Raw genomic sequence first — 14,364 nt, 5'->3', positions numbered from 1 at the left:
CTTAATGAAAAAATGGCTTCAAACTCGACTAACAGATGAGGATTATGCATTTAATCCGGATTTTGCATTTTTAGGTACAGTTAACTGGATAAACTGTCTTGCTCAAAATTGCAATGTTTTTTATCCTGTTGAGAGTATGTTTGTTCCTGAGTTACAGGAAAAAGCTAACTCTTTATCTGTTTCAAATGAAAATAGAGTTTTTGAATGCTTATTCATGGCACAGCATTCCTTAGTAGGATTAAACACAATAGTTGAAAATATTACTTTCCCCAGTGATGTGTGCAAATTATGTGTATATGCTTGGTATGATTGCATTCTAAATTCAATAAGAGCTATGGTGATATCTAACACCGGAATCATCCCACAAAATGAAATTCAACTTGAAAAATTGTGGTTCGAACTAGTCGAAGAATTTGACTTCATTCCGGTGCCTTTCAGACTACAGATCAAAGATCTTACTGAACATAATGTTAAAAATGAAATTGAATCTCTGCGTAATGGAAACTCTTTTACGTTGAATAGTTTTGCTAGTAATTATGAACAAGCGTTTGGTGGATTGGTTTCATACTTAAGTGGGACTATTAAGTATTATGTTGATTGTGAAAAAAATAAACTTTTAGAAAGTGAGTTATTTATGTCACTAAATATTTTAAATTTTAGAACTAATAAGGCCAAGGAGTATAGGGATGCGCATTTGAGTAATTTAACAATCAGTTTCTTGTCATGCCTGACCAGATTTAAAGGGAAGGTGCTTGAGCGTGACTCAATATTTTTATCTTATGGCAATGTTCAGGATGAAAAAGTGACAAAAATGCTCAATGACTTATTGCTTGTTGCAAAATGTTTTTCTGATATTGCAGAGCAATTTTGTGCTAAAAATATAGACTCTAGTACATGGAGACTTTTCAGAGCCGATCTAGATGAAAACTCCAGGTTAACAGCTATTTTTTGAACTGGCAGGTTATAAATAAATTATTGTTTTTTTAATTGGGTATGGTTTTATCTAACTCATAGAGGAGAGATGAATGTGAATGAAAATATTTTTATGTCAAAATTAGAGACGGCAATTAATGGTATTACTCATCCTCGTTTTTACGAATCAGAAAGAGGTTATCAAGGCGCTCTTGTTTCCGAATTGAATAAAACATTGCCAGATTTAGAGCTTAATGGCGCAATTGTTGAGCAGGAGTACCAAAAAAAATTGAAAAACATGGGATTAGAATTCGCCCTGATATAATAATCCATGTTCCTTTTGATAGTAATGATCATAACTCTCGCAGTGAGGGAAATTTTATAGCCATAGAGTTGAAACTTGGTGGTAATTTAACTGAGAAACAGGCGGTTGCTGATTACTATAGTTTGGCATTAATGTGTGAGCATTTATCGTATCCTTTTGCAGTGTTTATTGTAATTAATGGCAGTAGTACTTATTTTGAAAAATATTCTGGGCCTCACAAAGATAAAATTAAGGCATGCATAATAAATCTAATTGATGGTGTTGTTGATTTTAGAAAAACAGAAAATCCATAGTTTTATTTAAGATGTTGTAAATATTCTTTGGAAAGATATATACCTGAACCTGTAAATAATTCTGCGTAAATTCTTTCGTATTAAAGGTGATCGCTCAGGCGGTCACTGAACTCGCTAATAAAACGGTTTGGCAGAGCATATACTAAGTTCTCTGAGCCATACTTATGACACCGAGGGATGCAATCCAGATCCCTAACGGTTATGGATAATAATAAGTAAACGGAAGCCTCAGTCTGACGTATAAGCATATTGCCACTTCTTATATGATTAAATCAGAACCCCCAATCCCATTTCACCGCTGCGGCCTAAGGGGCGCTACGCCCGGCTATACAGAGTCAGATTTTTCTCCCGCGTGATTTCTGTTCTCGTATCAGCTTCCGGTTAAGCGTTTCCCAACACAACCCGTCCCGCAAGGGTGAATGGCACGCATGCTGCGCCCTTGCTGGCCGGAATGATGCCGGGAAAGCGAACCGTCAGGCGATACGAAGACGAAAATCACACACTGATGGAGAAAAAACCATGACGATTTCCCTGCATACCCAGACTAGCGCCCCTAACGCCGCAGCGGCGACCAGCGTATCCCCGCTGGACCCGTCAGGCTCCACAAAAACGAAATTTTCTAAAACCAGAACGGATATTTATCAGACTGTTACCGACAGCATCATTGCAGCACTTGAAAGCGGTGTAAAACCGTGGTCCTGCCCGTGGCTACGCGTATCGGGCATGTCTGGTTTGCCATCTAATTACACAACCGGAGCAGCCTATGTAAATAGACCCGTTTTATTTCCATGCATTTTTTTGAGATCCCGGCCAAATAATGGTGCTGTCGATATTCTTCCGGCGTCATATTGTTCAGTAATTCATGCGGGCGTTCACAGTTATATTCTGACACCCATCTTTCCGTGATTTCCTGCACTTCATTCAGCGTTCTGAACAGATAAAATCGAGTATTTCTGTACGGTATGTCCGGTTAAAGCGCTCAATAAAAGCATTCTGTGTAGGCTTACCCGGCTGGATAAACTCCAGTTTTACTGCATGTTTCTCTGCCCATTCAGCCAGTGCAAGTGAGATAAATTCCGGACCATTATCCATGCGTAGCATGACCGGATAACCACGGTTTGCCGCGATCCTGTCGAGCACATGGACCACGCGCAGAGCTGGCAGATTCAGATCGATTTCAATCGACAACGCCTCACGGTTAAAGTCATCAACGACCTAGAACGTGCGAAAACGACGGCCACAGACCAGTGCATCATGCATAAAGTCGACAGACCAGCTCTGGTTCAGCGTTTCCGGAGTGGCCAGTGGCGAGGGATTACGCACCGGCAACCGCTGTTTGTCCTTACGGCGAAAATTCAGTTTCAGCAGGCAGTAAATACGGTGGATCCTTTTGTGATTCCACGGGTGTCCCTGCCGCCTCAGAACCTGAAAAAATTTCGGAAAACCGTATCGTGGGTATCGCTCGACCACTGCCTGCAACGCGACAATAACGGGTTCGTCACGCGTGGTATCCGGACGGTAATGGTAAACCGTTCTGCTCAGGTTCAGACTCCGGCAGGCCTGACGGATACTGAGTCCAAATGTCGTTATCAGATGAGTGACCAGCTCACGCTTAAAGGCTGGTTTTATAGTTTTTTTTCGATAACGTCTTTCAGCGCCCGGTTCTCAAGTCTCAGGTCAGCAAACATCTGTTTGAGACGCCGGTTCTCGTCCTCAAGATCCCTGATATTTTTAATATCAGAAGCCTCCATGCCGCCGTATCTGGACTTCCAGTTGTAGTAAGTGGCCTCAGAGATACCGGCCTCCCGGCAGACATCTTTAACGGTTCGTCCGGCTTCAACCCAGTTAATCACAGCGATGATCTGATGTTCAGTAAAACGGGCTTTACGAATAGCGATCTCCTTCGTTGGCAGATTGATTATGCCGGAGGATCTCTAAATGTGAATGGCACGATTATGCGGGATACTTACAAGTACAGCATCGAAAGCACATCGCTATTTGATGGATAAACTCTGAGTCGTCAGAGATTCACCAATCACACAAAAGCAAAAAGCCCGCTCAGGTTTCCCTGAGCGGGCTTTTCTAATTCTGGCTCCTCTGACTGGACTCGAACCAGTGACATACGGATTAACAGTCCGCCGTTCTACCGACTGAACTACAGAGGAATCGCTTGAACGGGGCGAATATTAGCGGCGCAGATCCCGCTTGTCAAAGCCCTGTTTACCGAATTGCGTTCAGATGCTCGTAAAAGCAGCGGATTGGCGATTTTTACCCGATTCTGCTGGATTTTCAAACTGCCAACAGGATCTCACTTTGCGGGCATTTCTCCGCAGATGTTAGAGGCATGTCAAAGTTTTGTTGTTTGCCGATGTTAAAACAACCGTTTCAGTGCTTTTATGATAAAAATTTCAAAACGTGATTATATGGAATAAATAAACTGCTTATCATCACGGTCGTCATTATCGTCTGAAAGTGAAACGCTATTTTGAAGTTAACTGTTTGCAGATCAAGTGATTGTGAAAAGGAGTGGTCGATCACAAAAATAGTCAGAACCTGAAGTCTTACCTCAAATTTCCCGAAACAGACGCCAGACAGGCTGGGTGAATGTAAAAGATATTTTTCATTCGCGGTCACAGCCGCTGAGCAAGTTAACAAATAAGAAGGGTCCCTATGAACATTAAAAAAACGATTGTCGCCTCACTGTTAGCCTGCATGTTACCTGCCGCGGTTATGGCAAAAGATATCTCAGTTGGTGTCTCCATGGCGCTGTTTGATGACAACTTCCTCACCATTCTGCGTACCTCAATGCAGAAAGAGATGCAGAAAGATGGCGTTAAAGGGCAGGTTGAGGATGCAAAAGGCGACGTTTCACAGCAGCTGCAGCAGGTTCAGAACTTTATCGGTCAGGGTGTTGATGCCCTGATCGTCAACCCGGTCGATACCAATGCGGTGAAACCGATTATGGACCAGGCGAGCAAAGCGGGTATCCCGCTGATCTTTGTCAACCGCCGTCCACAGGCTGAGCTGACCGGCAAAATGGCCTACGTCGGGTCCGATTCGGAACTGGCCGGACGCTTACAGATGGAAGCGCTGGCTAAAGCGATGAACGGCAAAGGCAATGTTGCCATCCTGATGGGTGACCTGGCGAATGAAGCGACCCGTGACCGTACCAAAGGTGTGGAAGAGGTTGCGGCTAAATTCCCTGGCATCAAAATTGTTCAGAAACAGACCGCCAAATTTACCCGTAACGATGCGGTAGACGTAGTCAGTAACTGGATGACTGCCGGTGATGAGATCAATGCCATCGCTTCTAACAACGATGAAATGGCGATCGGTGCGCTGCAGGCACTGGGTAAAAATCCGGACAAAATCCTGATCGCTGGCGTCGATGGCACACCCGATGCGCTGCAAATGCTGAAGCAGGGCAAGATGGTCGCCACGGTATTCCAGGATGCGCAGGGCCAGGGTGAAGGTGCGGTGCAGACGGCAATCAAACTGGTGAATGGCGAGAAAGTTCAGAAAGTCATCAATATCCCCTACCAGTTGATTACTAAAGAAAACATGGAACAGTTTACCAAGCGTAACCTGAAATAGTCGTTCCCGACCCAGCTGTACGGAGGTGATGTATGAACGCTTTTGCGCTTGAAGCCGAAGGCATCAGCAAGTTCTTCCCCGGCGTTAAAGCCCTCGACAACGTCTCGTTGCGGGTGCGTCCGGGAACGGTACATGCCTTGATGGGCGAAAATGGCGCGGGCAAATCCACTTTAATGAAGTGCCTGATCGGGATGTATCGTCCCGATCAGGGCACCATCAAAATTAAAGGGGAGCCGGTGCAGTTTCAGGACACCATGGACGCGTTGCGTTCCGGCATTTCAATGATCCACCAGGAACTCAACCTGGTGCCTTACATGACCGTCGCCGAGAATATCTGGCTGGGTCGCGAGCCGATGAGATTTGGCTTTGTCGATCACGCCCGACTTAATCAGATGACGCAGGAACTGCTCAACCGCCTGAATATCCGCCTGAAAGCCGATCGGATGGTGGGCGAGCTGAGCATCGCGTCGCAGCAGATGGTTGAGATTGCCAAAGCAGTTTCATGGGATTCAGACATCGTGATCATGGATGAGCCCACCTCCGCGCTGACAGAAACCGAAGTGGCGCATCTGTTTACCATCATTCGTGACCTGCGGGAGCAGGGCAAAGCGATCATCTACATCAGCCATAAGATGGATGAAATTTTCACCATCACCGACGAAGTCAGTATCTTCCGTGACGGCAGTTGGATCGCCAGCGATCAGACGTCGAAATATACCCGCCAGTCGCTGATTACCCAGATGGTGGGACGCGAACTGACCCAGCTGTTCCCGAAATTCAACAGCGCAATTGGTGAAGAGGTGCTGACGGTGCGTAATCTCACCTGCAAAGATCGTTTCACCGACGTCAGTTTCAGTGTGCGCCGGGGGGAGATCCTCGGCGTCGCCGGACTGGTGGGTGCGGGTCGCAGCGAGGTGATGGAGAGCCTGTTCGGCATGGAGAGCTTCGACAGCGGCGAGATCCTGATTGATGGCGTGCCGGTGACGATCGACTCACCCTCAACCGCGATTGAAAAGGGCATGGCGTTCCTCACCGAGGACCGTAAAAAGTCCGGCCTGTTTCTGGTGCTATCGGTAATGGAGAACATGAGCATCGTTAACATGCCGGAGTACAGCGGTAAAAGCGGGTTTGTCAGCCATGTGAAGATGGCGCAGGACTGCATGGATCAAATCCGTCGTCTCAACATCAAAACGCCGACCATGGATCAAATCATCAATAACCTCAGCGGCGGTAATCAGCAGAAAGTCCTGATTGCCCGCTGGCTGCTGGCGCAACCGAAGATTCTGATTCTGGACGAACCGACGCGCGGCATTGACGTCGGCGCGAAAGCGGAGATTTACCGCTTAATCAGTGAACTTGCCAATCGTGGCGTGGCTATCATCATGGTCTCCTCTGAACTGCCGGAAATTCTTGGCATGAGCGACCGGGTAATGGTCATGCACGGCGGGCGTATAACCGGCATCCTCGATAAAGAAGAAGCCGATCAGGAAACCATTCTGTCGTTGGCATCCGAGTGAGGCGCGAGACCACTATGAGCAATATGAAAGCTACTGCCACCCCGGCAGCCCCGCAGCAACCCTCTTTTTTTGCCAGCCTGCGTCATAAATTGCCGAAAGATACCGGCATTTTCGTGGTGATGGTGGGGATTGCGTTAATTTTTGAAATGTTCGGCTGGTACGTGCGTGACCAGTCTTTCCTGCTCAACACCAACCGTCTGATCCTGATTGTATTGCAGGTGGCGATTATCGGGATTATCGCCGTCGGCGTGACCCAGGTCATCATCACCACCGGTATCGATCTCTCCTCCGGGTCCGTTATCGCCCTGGCGGCGGTGGTGGCCGCGAGCCTGGCGCAGACCTCTGACAGCCTGTCGCCAATGTATCCGTCGCTGGTGAATATGCCTGCGGTGATCCCTATTGCGGCCGGTATCGGCGTCGGTTTGCTGGCGGGTGTGGTCAATGGTGTGCTGATCACCCGCACCGGTATTCCGCCCTTCATTGCTACGCTGGGCATGATGGTGTCGGCACGCGGTCTGGCGCAGTATTACACCCAGGGCAATCCGATCAGCTTCCTTTCCGATGGCTTTACCTCAATCGGACAGGGTGCCATGCCGGTAGTGATTTTCCTGGTGGTGGCGCTGCTGTTCCACATCGCCCTGAAGCATACCCGCTACGGCAAATATGTTTACGCCATCGGCGGCAACATGACCTCGGCGAAAGTCTCCGGTATCAACGTTAATAAGTATCTGATTATCGTCTACACCATTGCAGGCGCGCTATCTGGCCTGGCGGGTGTAGTACTGGCGGCGCGTGTCAGCAGCGGTCAGTCGAGCATGGGGATGTCGTACGAGCTGGATGCGATTGCCGCAGCGGTTATCGGTGGCAGTAGCCTGATGGGTGGCGTAGGCCGTATCACCGGTACATTAATTGGCGCAGTGATCCTTGGCCTGATTAAAAGCGGATTCACCTTCGTCGGTGTCGATGCGTACATTCAGGACATCATCAAAGGGATGATTATTGTGGCTGCGGTCTCAATCGACATGCACCGTAACCGCAAAAAACGTTAATCAGTAGCCGTTGCCTTCTTCCGGATGCGGGAGAGGGCAACGGTTGCTTTTTATCATCCGGCATTCGTCAGCGATAAGAAATCCTGCTGATAGCGGTTACATTCACTCCCTGTTTTTCACGCCTCTGTTCAGGCCCTGCAAGCCTTCATCAGGTGCAATGCGTTTCCACTGCACTCAAACTGTACAACCTGTCATCACTTTTCTGCACGTCTGACTCGCAGCGTCTGCACTGTCACAGTGCGCCTGACGGCTTTACTCTCTCTTCTCAGCCATTCCTGATCCTTATTAACCCATAAGAGGTAATCAGAAACGCTTATTTTCCGGGCCGTTAGGAAAAATCTGGCTGCCTGATGGCCTGAGTTTTTTAAACCTGGCCTGCATCTTGCAAAATCTCTGTTATCAGGGCGATGGGATCAGACCCATTTCGCTATTCGGGGTGAGTGACGGAGGCAAGATGAATTTAAGACGACTGAAGTACTTTGTGAAAATCGTCGATATCGGCAGTCTGACGCAGGCAGCAGAAGTGTTGCACATCGCCCAGCCTGCACTCAGTCAGCAGGTCGCGACGCTGGAAAATGAACTGGATCAGCAGTTGCTGATTCGTACCAAGCGCGGCGTTACGCCAACTGAGGCGGGTAAGATTCTCTATGGTCATGCGCGCACCATTCTGCGCCAGTGTGAGCAGGCCCAGACTGCGGTAATTAACGCCGGTCAGGTGCTGAGTGGACAGGTATCGATTGGGCTTGCCCCAGGCACGGCGGCTTCATCGCTGACCATGCCGCTGTTGCAGACCGTGCGCGATCAATTTCCGGAAGTGCTGGTTTACCTGCACGAAAATAGCGGCAGCGTGCTGAATGAGAAAGTGATGAACGGTCAGCTGGATATGGCGGTATTGTACGATCGCGCGCCCACTGCCGGGATCACCAGCATGCCGCTGATGAAAGAGGATCTCTTTCTGGTAGGCGCCACCGATTACCCGGGAGCCAGCGTCGATCTGGCCGATGTGGCGCAGATGAGTCTGTTCTTACCGCGTGATTACAGCGCAGTGCGCAAGCGGGTCGATGAGGCCTTTTCGCTGCGTCGGCTAAGTGCACGCATCATCGGTGAGATCGAATCGATTTCAACCCTGACCGCAGCCATTTCCAGCGGCATGGGCGTGACCGTATTACCTGAGTCCGCCGCCCGTTCGCTGGTGGGTTCCACCGATGCCTGGATGTCACGCATCAACAGCCCGTCATTGAGTCTGCCGCTGTCACTGAACGTCTCCGCCCGGTTGCCGCTGTCGCCTTCAGCGCAGGCAGTGAAGAACATTCTGCTGTCGCTGCTGAATAAGCCGCTGAGTGAGGAGCGGGAGTTAATGTTAGTGAGTTAAGAGGTCGCTTGCAGCGGGCTGGCAACCAGCCGGTTTCGCTTTGCAGCGGGCTTGCACTGAGCGGGTTACGCCCGCCAGGCGTATGGGAGTTTCAGGTCACTTAGCCGCGCGTTAGCGCTGAGCGGTTTACGCCCGCCAAACATATGGGAGTTTTAGATCACTTAGCCCCGCGTTAGCACTGAGCGGGTTACGCCCGCCAGGCGTTCGGGAGTTTCAGGTTGCCTGAGCAGGCGGACGCGTCAAGGGGCGGACGCCCGCCCCTTAACAATCCCGGCGTCCGGCTGCCTGCGCGCCCCGCTGTGCGGGGTGCCTTCGTCACGCCCTGCGGCCGACGGACCGTCCGGACTCGCCATCCCTGGCTCGTACCGCCCTTTCGCCGACGTCCTGTCGGCTCATCCTTGCCTGCGGTTGTTCCTCAGCGCTCCGGACGCCTCTGGTAAACCTTCGTCTGTAATTTCTGTATTTATTTGCTGCACAAAGCTGTTTACTGGCTGGACAGGAAGAGGTTCTATCTTTCCATTTCGACACAATGTGAACTTCATAGCACGAATGATAAATCCATGTTGGCGTGAAGAATTGCTGATGCGACTTTTAAATTATTCTGAATAGCTTTTGGGCACGTTTTTATTTCCCTGATACCGGGTTATTCCGCGATCTCTATATCTGAAACAATAAAACTTCAATCAGGTTGATTTTACGCTGTATGAAAATTGATCTGATGTTTGCCGGAAGATAGTTTAATCAGGCTGTGAAAGCAGTGGGCCTGTCAGCAGAAAACAGGCTGGCTTTCTCTTTTTAAAATGGAGTTTAAAACGATGGCTATTCCAGCTTATCTCTGGCTTAAAGATGACGGTAACAACATTATTGTCGGATCAGTCGACGTGGCAGGTCGTGAAGGCGCTATTGAAGTCCTCGGCCTGAATCACGGCGTCATGCTCTCCACAGACAACGTGACGGGTAAAACAACCGCTGTCCACGAACACGCTTCTTACAGTTTTGATAAAGAGATCGATAAGTCCAGTCCCTGCCTTTACAGGGCTGTGACCTCAGGTCAAAAGCTTTGCTCAGCGGAAATAAGATTTTACCGGATAAATGACGCGGGGCAGGAGGTGGAATATTTCAATACTTTGATGGAAGGCGTAACCGTTATCTGTGTGGGCCCGATGATGTATGACGTTAAATCCCGCTATGGTGAGGCGCGGGATCATCTGGAAACTGTAGAGCTGATTTACGAAAAAATTACCTGGCGATATGCAGACGGAAATATCGTCCACTCGGACAGCTGGAATGATCGAGTGACAGCATAAAGGAATATAACGATGACATGGACATATGAGCAAAGCACGGGTCACTTATACCACAACAGTGAATTTATTGAGGCCGGCTACTCAGGTAGTCTGACTAACAAAAATAATCCCGATCGCCAGCATGTAAGAGGGATGGGGCCCCTTCCTCAGGGAACGTACAGAATTGCAGGGCACTCCACATCAAAAGGACCCCTGACCATTATTCTGGTGCAGACTTCCGGAGAGTCTTTTGGCCGTTCGGCATTTCGCATTCATGGCGAAAGGGTCAATAAGCCAGCGGGCTTCGCCTCAGAAGGCTGCATCATTATGTCACTTGCAACCCGGCGACGCGTGCTGCGTGAAGGCGGGACGCTGGAGGTGGTCCGATGAAATATCTGATATTGATTGGCCTTCTGCCCTTCGCGGTCTGGGCTGGAGCGAATACATCCGACTGGGAAAATTCGCTGAAGGGCATCGCGTCAGGAGAGCAAGCCTGGCTTGCAAAAGTGCCCCAACTGGCAGCTACGGCTGATGTTCAGCAGGCAACCCGGATGGAGGATGCCCTTGCCTCGGCGTTAGCAAAGAATACCCCGGGCGTGCTGGAGACGCTCCGGGTTATTGACGCCAGATCCTGGCCCCATATGGCAGGTACAGACATTGTCTGCAGCGTTCCGGCTGAGCAACCTACAGCCTTTATAGAGGATTTTTATCAACAAACCCGTCTGGCGCTACTGGCAACTGACCAGGGTGCGACCTGTCTGTGGATCCTGGAAGCAAGCTATGAAGAGATGAAAGCAGAGAGCGCCAGAATGCGTAATCTATCGCCTTCTGTAAAATAGCCTCTCCCCCAGGCCGGGTTTCAGGTCAAACTCTGAAGTCCGGCCGCCCATCTCAAACCTCTCTGCACCCCCAAAACCCACCCCGTTATTCCCTAAAGTCATAAATCCGAATTTTTTAGTATTTCCGGTTATCAATAATAGTTCTTACCATCAGATAATCAGATTATGTAAAGGGAGGTAAATACCGTGAATTTCCAGCAGCTTAAAATCATCCGCGAGGCGGCCCGCTGTGAGTTTAACTTAACGGAAGTCGCTAATACGCTGTTTACCTCCCAGTCGGGAGTAAGTCGGCATATTCGTGACCTGGAAGATGAACTCGGGGTTGAGATCTTTATCCGTCGCGGCAAGCGCCTGCTGGGGATGACCGAGCCGGGCAAAGCGCTGCTGACCATCGCTGAGCGTATCCTGGATGAAGCGGGCAAAGTACGACGTCTGGCCGATGTCTTTACCAATGAAACCAGCGGCATCCTGACCATAGCCACTACCCATACTCAGGCGCGTTACAGCCTGCCGAAAGTCATCAAAGCGTTTCGTCAGCTCTATCCTAACGTCCGGCTTGAACTCAATCAGGGTTCGCCGCAGGAAATTGTCACCATGCTGCTGGCGGGTGAGGCGGACATTGGCATCGCCAGTGAATTACTGGTCAACAACAGCAGCCTGGCGGCGTTCCCCTGGTTCAGCTGGCATCACGCCTTACTGGTGCCGAAAGGACATGAACTGGTGCAGAACCAGCCGGTTTCACTGAGCACGCTCAGCCGCTATCCGCTGATCACCTACCGGCAGGGTATCACCGGACGTTCGCGGGTTGACCGTGCGTTTCAGACGGCCGGTTTAAAACCAGATATCGTGCTCAGTGCTCAGGACTCCGATGTGGTGAAAACCTACGTCAAACTCGGTTTAGGCGTGGGGATACTGGCCGATCAGGCGTGTGAAACTGAAGAGAGTGAAGAGCTGGTACGCCTCGATGCCACCCATCTGTTCGATGCCAGCACCGTATGGCTCGGCCTCAAGCGCGGCCAGCTGCAACGCAACTACGTCTGGCAGTTCCTGGAACTCTGCAACGCCAACCTGTCGCTGGAAGAGATCAAGCGTCAGGCGCTCTCCTACAGCAATGACGACGAACCGGTTATCGACTTCCAGATTTAAGCACACGGCGCATCCACCCGGATGCGCGCCTGTTTCCGCACGGCATAAAATTTCAAATCATTGCGAAAATCTCCCCTATCGACCTTTCTCACCCCGCACAACAACATCCTGCGCTGACCCGGCGCGATAAAGTGGAATCAGCTGACCACAAGGGGATGATATGTCGCGACTACAACTTAACGATAGCGATCTGCTGCGCCAGCAGGCGCTGTTTAATGGACGCTGGCAGGATGCGCATCAGGGCGCCACGCTGCCGGTTATCGATCCCGCCACGGGCGAAACCCTGGCGACGATTCCGGCACTGGGTCGGGCAGAAACCGGGCAGGCGATAGCTTATGCGGAAACGGTGCGCATCAGCTGGGGCAAAACTACCAATGCCAGCCGTGCCGCGCTGCTGGAAAAGTGGCATCAACTGATTATTGAACATGCTGACGACCTGGCGATTATCATGACCGCCGAGCAGGGCAAACCGCTGGCGGAAGCCAGAGGCGAAGTGCTCTATGGAGCCAGCTTCGTGAAATGGTTCGCGGAAGAGGCACGCCGCATCTATGGCGACACCATTCCCGCGCCCAGCGAGGACCGGCGAATCCTGGTGCTGAAACAGCCGGTAGGCGTTGCCGCCGCGATCACGCCGTGGAACTTCCCGATTGCGATGATCACCCGCAAGGTGGCGCCCGCGCTGGCCGCCGGATGCCCGATTATTGTTAAACCTTCTGAGTTGACGCCGCTGTCGGCGCTGGCACTGGCGGTGCTGGCAGAGCGCGCGGGCTTCCCGTCCGGCGTGCTGCAGGTGCTGACCGGCCTGCCCACGGAGATTGGCGCGACGCTGACTGAAAGCCGCACGGTACGTAAAATCTCCTTTACCGGTTCAACCCGCATCGGACAGTTACTGATGCAACAGAGCGCCGACAGCATCAAGCGCCTGAGTCTGGAGCTGGGTGGCAACGCGCCGCTGATCGTGTTTGATGATGCCGATATTGAGATTGCCGTCGCGGGGGTCATGCTCAGCAAGTTCCGCAACGCAGGACAAACCTGCGTCTGCGCTAACCGCATCCTGGTGCAGCGAAGTATCTATCCGCGTTTCACCGCCCGGTTGCTGGAGGCGGTCGCCACCCTGAAAGTGGGGGATGGTTTTGCGCCCGACAGCACTATTGGTCCCTTGATCAACAGCCGCGCGGTGGAGAAAGTGAACGGTCATATCGATGATGCGCTCAGTCAGGGTGCAACGCTGCTGACCGGCGGCATCAGCCAGGGCAACGGGACCTTTGTGCAGCCCACGGTGCTCGGTGAGGTCACCGCCACCATGCGCATCGCCCATGAAGAGACGTTTGGTCCGGTCGCGCCGCTGTTTATCTTCGACGATGAAGAGGAGGCGATCGCGATGGCAAATGACACGCCCTACGGCCTGGGTGCCTATTTCTTTACCGAGAACATCCGGCGCGCATGGCGGGTAGCGGAGGCGCTGGAGTTTGGCATGGTCGGCTTTAATACCGGCGCCATTTCCCTGGAGGTCGCGCCGTTTGGCGGCGTGAAACTCTCCGGTATTGGCCGGGAAGGTTCCCGCTACGGAATTGATGAATATCTGGAACAGAAAACATTTCACATTGGCAGTCTGTAACTAAAAATGAAAAAAGGCCAGCCGGATAATCCGGCTGGCCTTTTTTTGCCTGAGGCTCCGTAAAAACTTACCGGCGTCAAATAATTGTTCTGAAAAATTAAAGAATTTATCAGGGATGTGAAGCGGGTCGTTAAATCGGCGGGTCATGTGAACCGGATTGAGCCGCCTGACCCGAAATATCCGCTTTGGTGCAATTTCCGTGCAGGTTGCACCAGCAGGGCGCATAAATTTTGTGAAGTAAATCATCTGTTTAATTGTTCGGCAATTCCACAAAAAATCCCCCGCCAATACGGCAGAAAATTTTTTTGCACTGTTTTAAACGCATTTTAATTTTTTGCCCGGCTGGCATACTTTCTGCATTAGCTTATTAACAGCGCAGAAACCGGCAGTTTTAAACGCTAATAAACCAGCAA

At 50.7% G+C, this 14,364-nt stretch carries 12 protein-coding genes, 1 tRNA gene and 2 pseudogenes; 13 read left to right on the top strand and 2 right to left on the bottom strand.

Features of this window, described 5'->3' with window-relative positions:
* Positions 1–4: 4 nt before the first annotated feature.
* From PAG01S_RS05480 to PAG01S_RS21550, 4 genes and pseudogenes are all read left to right on the top strand, one after another.
* Entirely contained in the window at positions 5–952 is a 948-nt protein-coding gene (locus tag PAG01S_RS05480) for a hypothetical protein (RefSeq protein ID WP_062757939.1), read from the top strand.
* Positions 953–1,027: 75 nt separating this feature from the next.
* Entirely contained in the window at positions 1,028–1,237 is a 210-nt protein-coding gene (locus tag PAG01S_RS05475; RefSeq protein ID WP_140417639.1) for a hypothetical protein, read from the top strand.
* A gap of 68 nt (positions 1,238–1,305) precedes the next feature.
* Positions 1,306–1,530: a hypothetical protein gene (locus PAG01S_RS22205; RefSeq protein WP_152689869.1), complete on the top strand. Its 225-nt coding sequence runs from the start codon at positions 1,306–1,308 to the stop codon at positions 1,528–1,530.
* A 519-nt stretch (positions 1,531–2,049) separates the two neighbouring features.
* A pseudogene (locus PAG01S_RS21550) lies at positions 2,050–2,295 on the top strand (ArdC-like ssDNA-binding domain-containing protein); the annotation flags it as partial.
* Here PAG01S_RS21550 and PAG01S_RS22200 read toward each other — a convergent pair.
* Both PAG01S_RS22200 and PAG01S_RS05460 read right to left on the bottom strand, forming a co-directional pair.
* Positions 2,270–3,422 (bottom strand): annotated as a pseudogene (locus PAG01S_RS22200) (IS3 family transposase). The pseudogenes PAG01S_RS21550 and PAG01S_RS22200 overlap by 26 nt on opposite strands.
* Before the next feature lie 197 nt (positions 3,423–3,619).
* Positions 3,620–3,695, bottom strand: a tRNA-Asn gene (locus PAG01S_RS05460).
* 505 nt (positions 3,696–4,200) lie between these two features.
* Here PAG01S_RS05460 and PAG01S_RS05455 point away from each other — a divergent pair.
* The 9 genes from PAG01S_RS05455 to PAG01S_RS05415 all read left to right on the top strand — a co-directional run bounded on the left by PAG01S_RS05455 (position 4,201) and on the right by PAG01S_RS05415 (position 13,951).
* The gene (locus tag PAG01S_RS05455) at positions 4,201–5,124 is read left to right on the top strand and encodes a sugar ABC transporter substrate-binding protein (RefSeq protein ID WP_010247907.1); all 924 of its coding nucleotides are present in this window, start codon (positions 4,201–4,203) and stop codon (positions 5,122–5,124) included.
* 32 nt (positions 5,125–5,156) lie between these two features.
* The gene (locus PAG01S_RS05450; RefSeq protein ID WP_010247905.1) at positions 5,157–6,641 is read left to right on the top strand and encodes a sugar ABC transporter ATP-binding protein; all 1,485 of its coding nucleotides are present in this window, start codon (positions 5,157–5,159) and stop codon (positions 6,639–6,641) included.
* 23 nt (positions 6,642–6,664) lie between these two features.
* Entirely contained in the window at positions 6,665–7,690 is a 1,026-nt protein-coding gene (locus tag PAG01S_RS05445; RefSeq protein WP_170933484.1) for an ABC transporter permease, read from the top strand.
* 454 nt (positions 7,691–8,144) lie between these two features.
* Positions 8,145–9,062, top strand: coding sequence for a nitrogen assimilation transcriptional regulator NAC (gene nac / locus PAG01S_RS05440; RefSeq protein ID WP_010247899.1), 918 nt, complete (start codon positions 8,145–8,147; stop codon positions 9,060–9,062).
* Between the two features lie 815 nt (positions 9,063–9,877).
* Positions 9,878–10,369: a type VI secretion system tube protein TssD gene (gene tssD, locus PAG01S_RS05435; RefSeq protein WP_062758075.1), complete on the top strand. Its 492-nt coding sequence runs from the start codon at positions 9,878–9,880 to the stop codon at positions 10,367–10,369.
* A gap of 12 nt (positions 10,370–10,381) precedes the next feature.
* Positions 10,382–10,738 (top strand): tlde1 domain-containing protein, encoded by a 357-nt coding sequence (locus PAG01S_RS05430; protein WP_010247892.1) that lies wholly within the window; start codon positions 10,382–10,384, stop codon positions 10,736–10,738.
* Positions 10,735–11,187, top strand: a complete 453-nt coding sequence (locus PAG01S_RS05425) for a hypothetical protein (protein WP_010670915.1) — start codon at positions 10,735–10,737, stop codon at positions 11,185–11,187. The genes PAG01S_RS05430 and PAG01S_RS05425 overlap by 4 nt, the downstream gene beginning before the upstream one ends.
* Before the next feature lie 186 nt (positions 11,188–11,373).
* On the top strand, positions 11,374–12,333 hold the full coding sequence (gene cbl / locus PAG01S_RS05420; RefSeq protein ID WP_010247887.1) for an HTH-type transcriptional regulator Cbl: 960 nt from the start codon (positions 11,374–11,376) through the stop codon (positions 12,331–12,333).
* Positions 12,334–12,493: 160 nt separating this feature from the next.
* Positions 12,494–13,951, top strand: a complete 1,458-nt coding sequence (locus PAG01S_RS05415) for an NAD-dependent succinate-semialdehyde dehydrogenase (RefSeq protein ID WP_033767702.1) — start codon at positions 12,494–12,496, stop codon at positions 13,949–13,951.
* The last annotated feature ends 413 nt before the right edge of the window (positions 13,952–14,364 follow it).

The organism is Pantoea agglomerans NBRC 102470 (genome assembly GCF_001598475.1).
Lineage (GTDB): Bacteria > Pseudomonadota > Gammaproteobacteria > Enterobacterales > Enterobacteriaceae > Pantoea > Pantoea agglomerans.
This window is presented reverse-complemented; position numbering and strand designations above follow the sequence as displayed.

Excerpts from the sequence above, each read along its gene's own strand:
- PAG01S_RS05480 (WP_062757939.1), top strand. The coding sequence starts at position 5 with ATGAAAAAATGGCTTCAAACTCGACTAACAGATGAGGATTATGCATTT.
- PAG01S_RS05455 (WP_010247907.1), top strand. The coding sequence starts at position 4,201 with ATGAACATTAAAAAAACGATTGTCGCCTCACTGTTAGCCTGCATGTTA.
- PAG01S_RS05450 (WP_010247905.1), top strand. The coding sequence starts at position 5,157 with ATGAACGCTTTTGCGCTTGAAGCCGAAGGCATCAGCAAGTTCTTCCCC.
- PAG01S_RS05445 (WP_170933484.1), top strand. The coding sequence starts at position 6,665 with ATGAAAGCTACTGCCACCCCGGCAGCCCCGCAGCAACCCTCTTTTTTT.
- nac (WP_010247899.1), top strand. The coding sequence starts at position 8,145 with ATGAATTTAAGACGACTGAAGTACTTTGTGAAAATCGTCGATATCGGC.
- tssD (WP_062758075.1), top strand. The coding sequence starts at position 9,878 with ATGGCTATTCCAGCTTATCTCTGGCTTAAAGATGACGGTAACAACATT.
- PAG01S_RS05430 (WP_010247892.1), top strand. The coding sequence starts at position 10,382 with ATGACATGGACATATGAGCAAAGCACGGGTCACTTATACCACAACAGT.
- PAG01S_RS05425 (WP_010670915.1), top strand. The coding sequence starts at position 10,735 with ATGAAATATCTGATATTGATTGGCCTTCTGCCCTTCGCGGTCTGGGCT.
- PAG01S_RS05415 (WP_033767702.1), top strand. The coding sequence starts at position 12,494 with ATGTCGCGACTACAACTTAACGATAGCGATCTGCTGCGCCAGCAGGCG.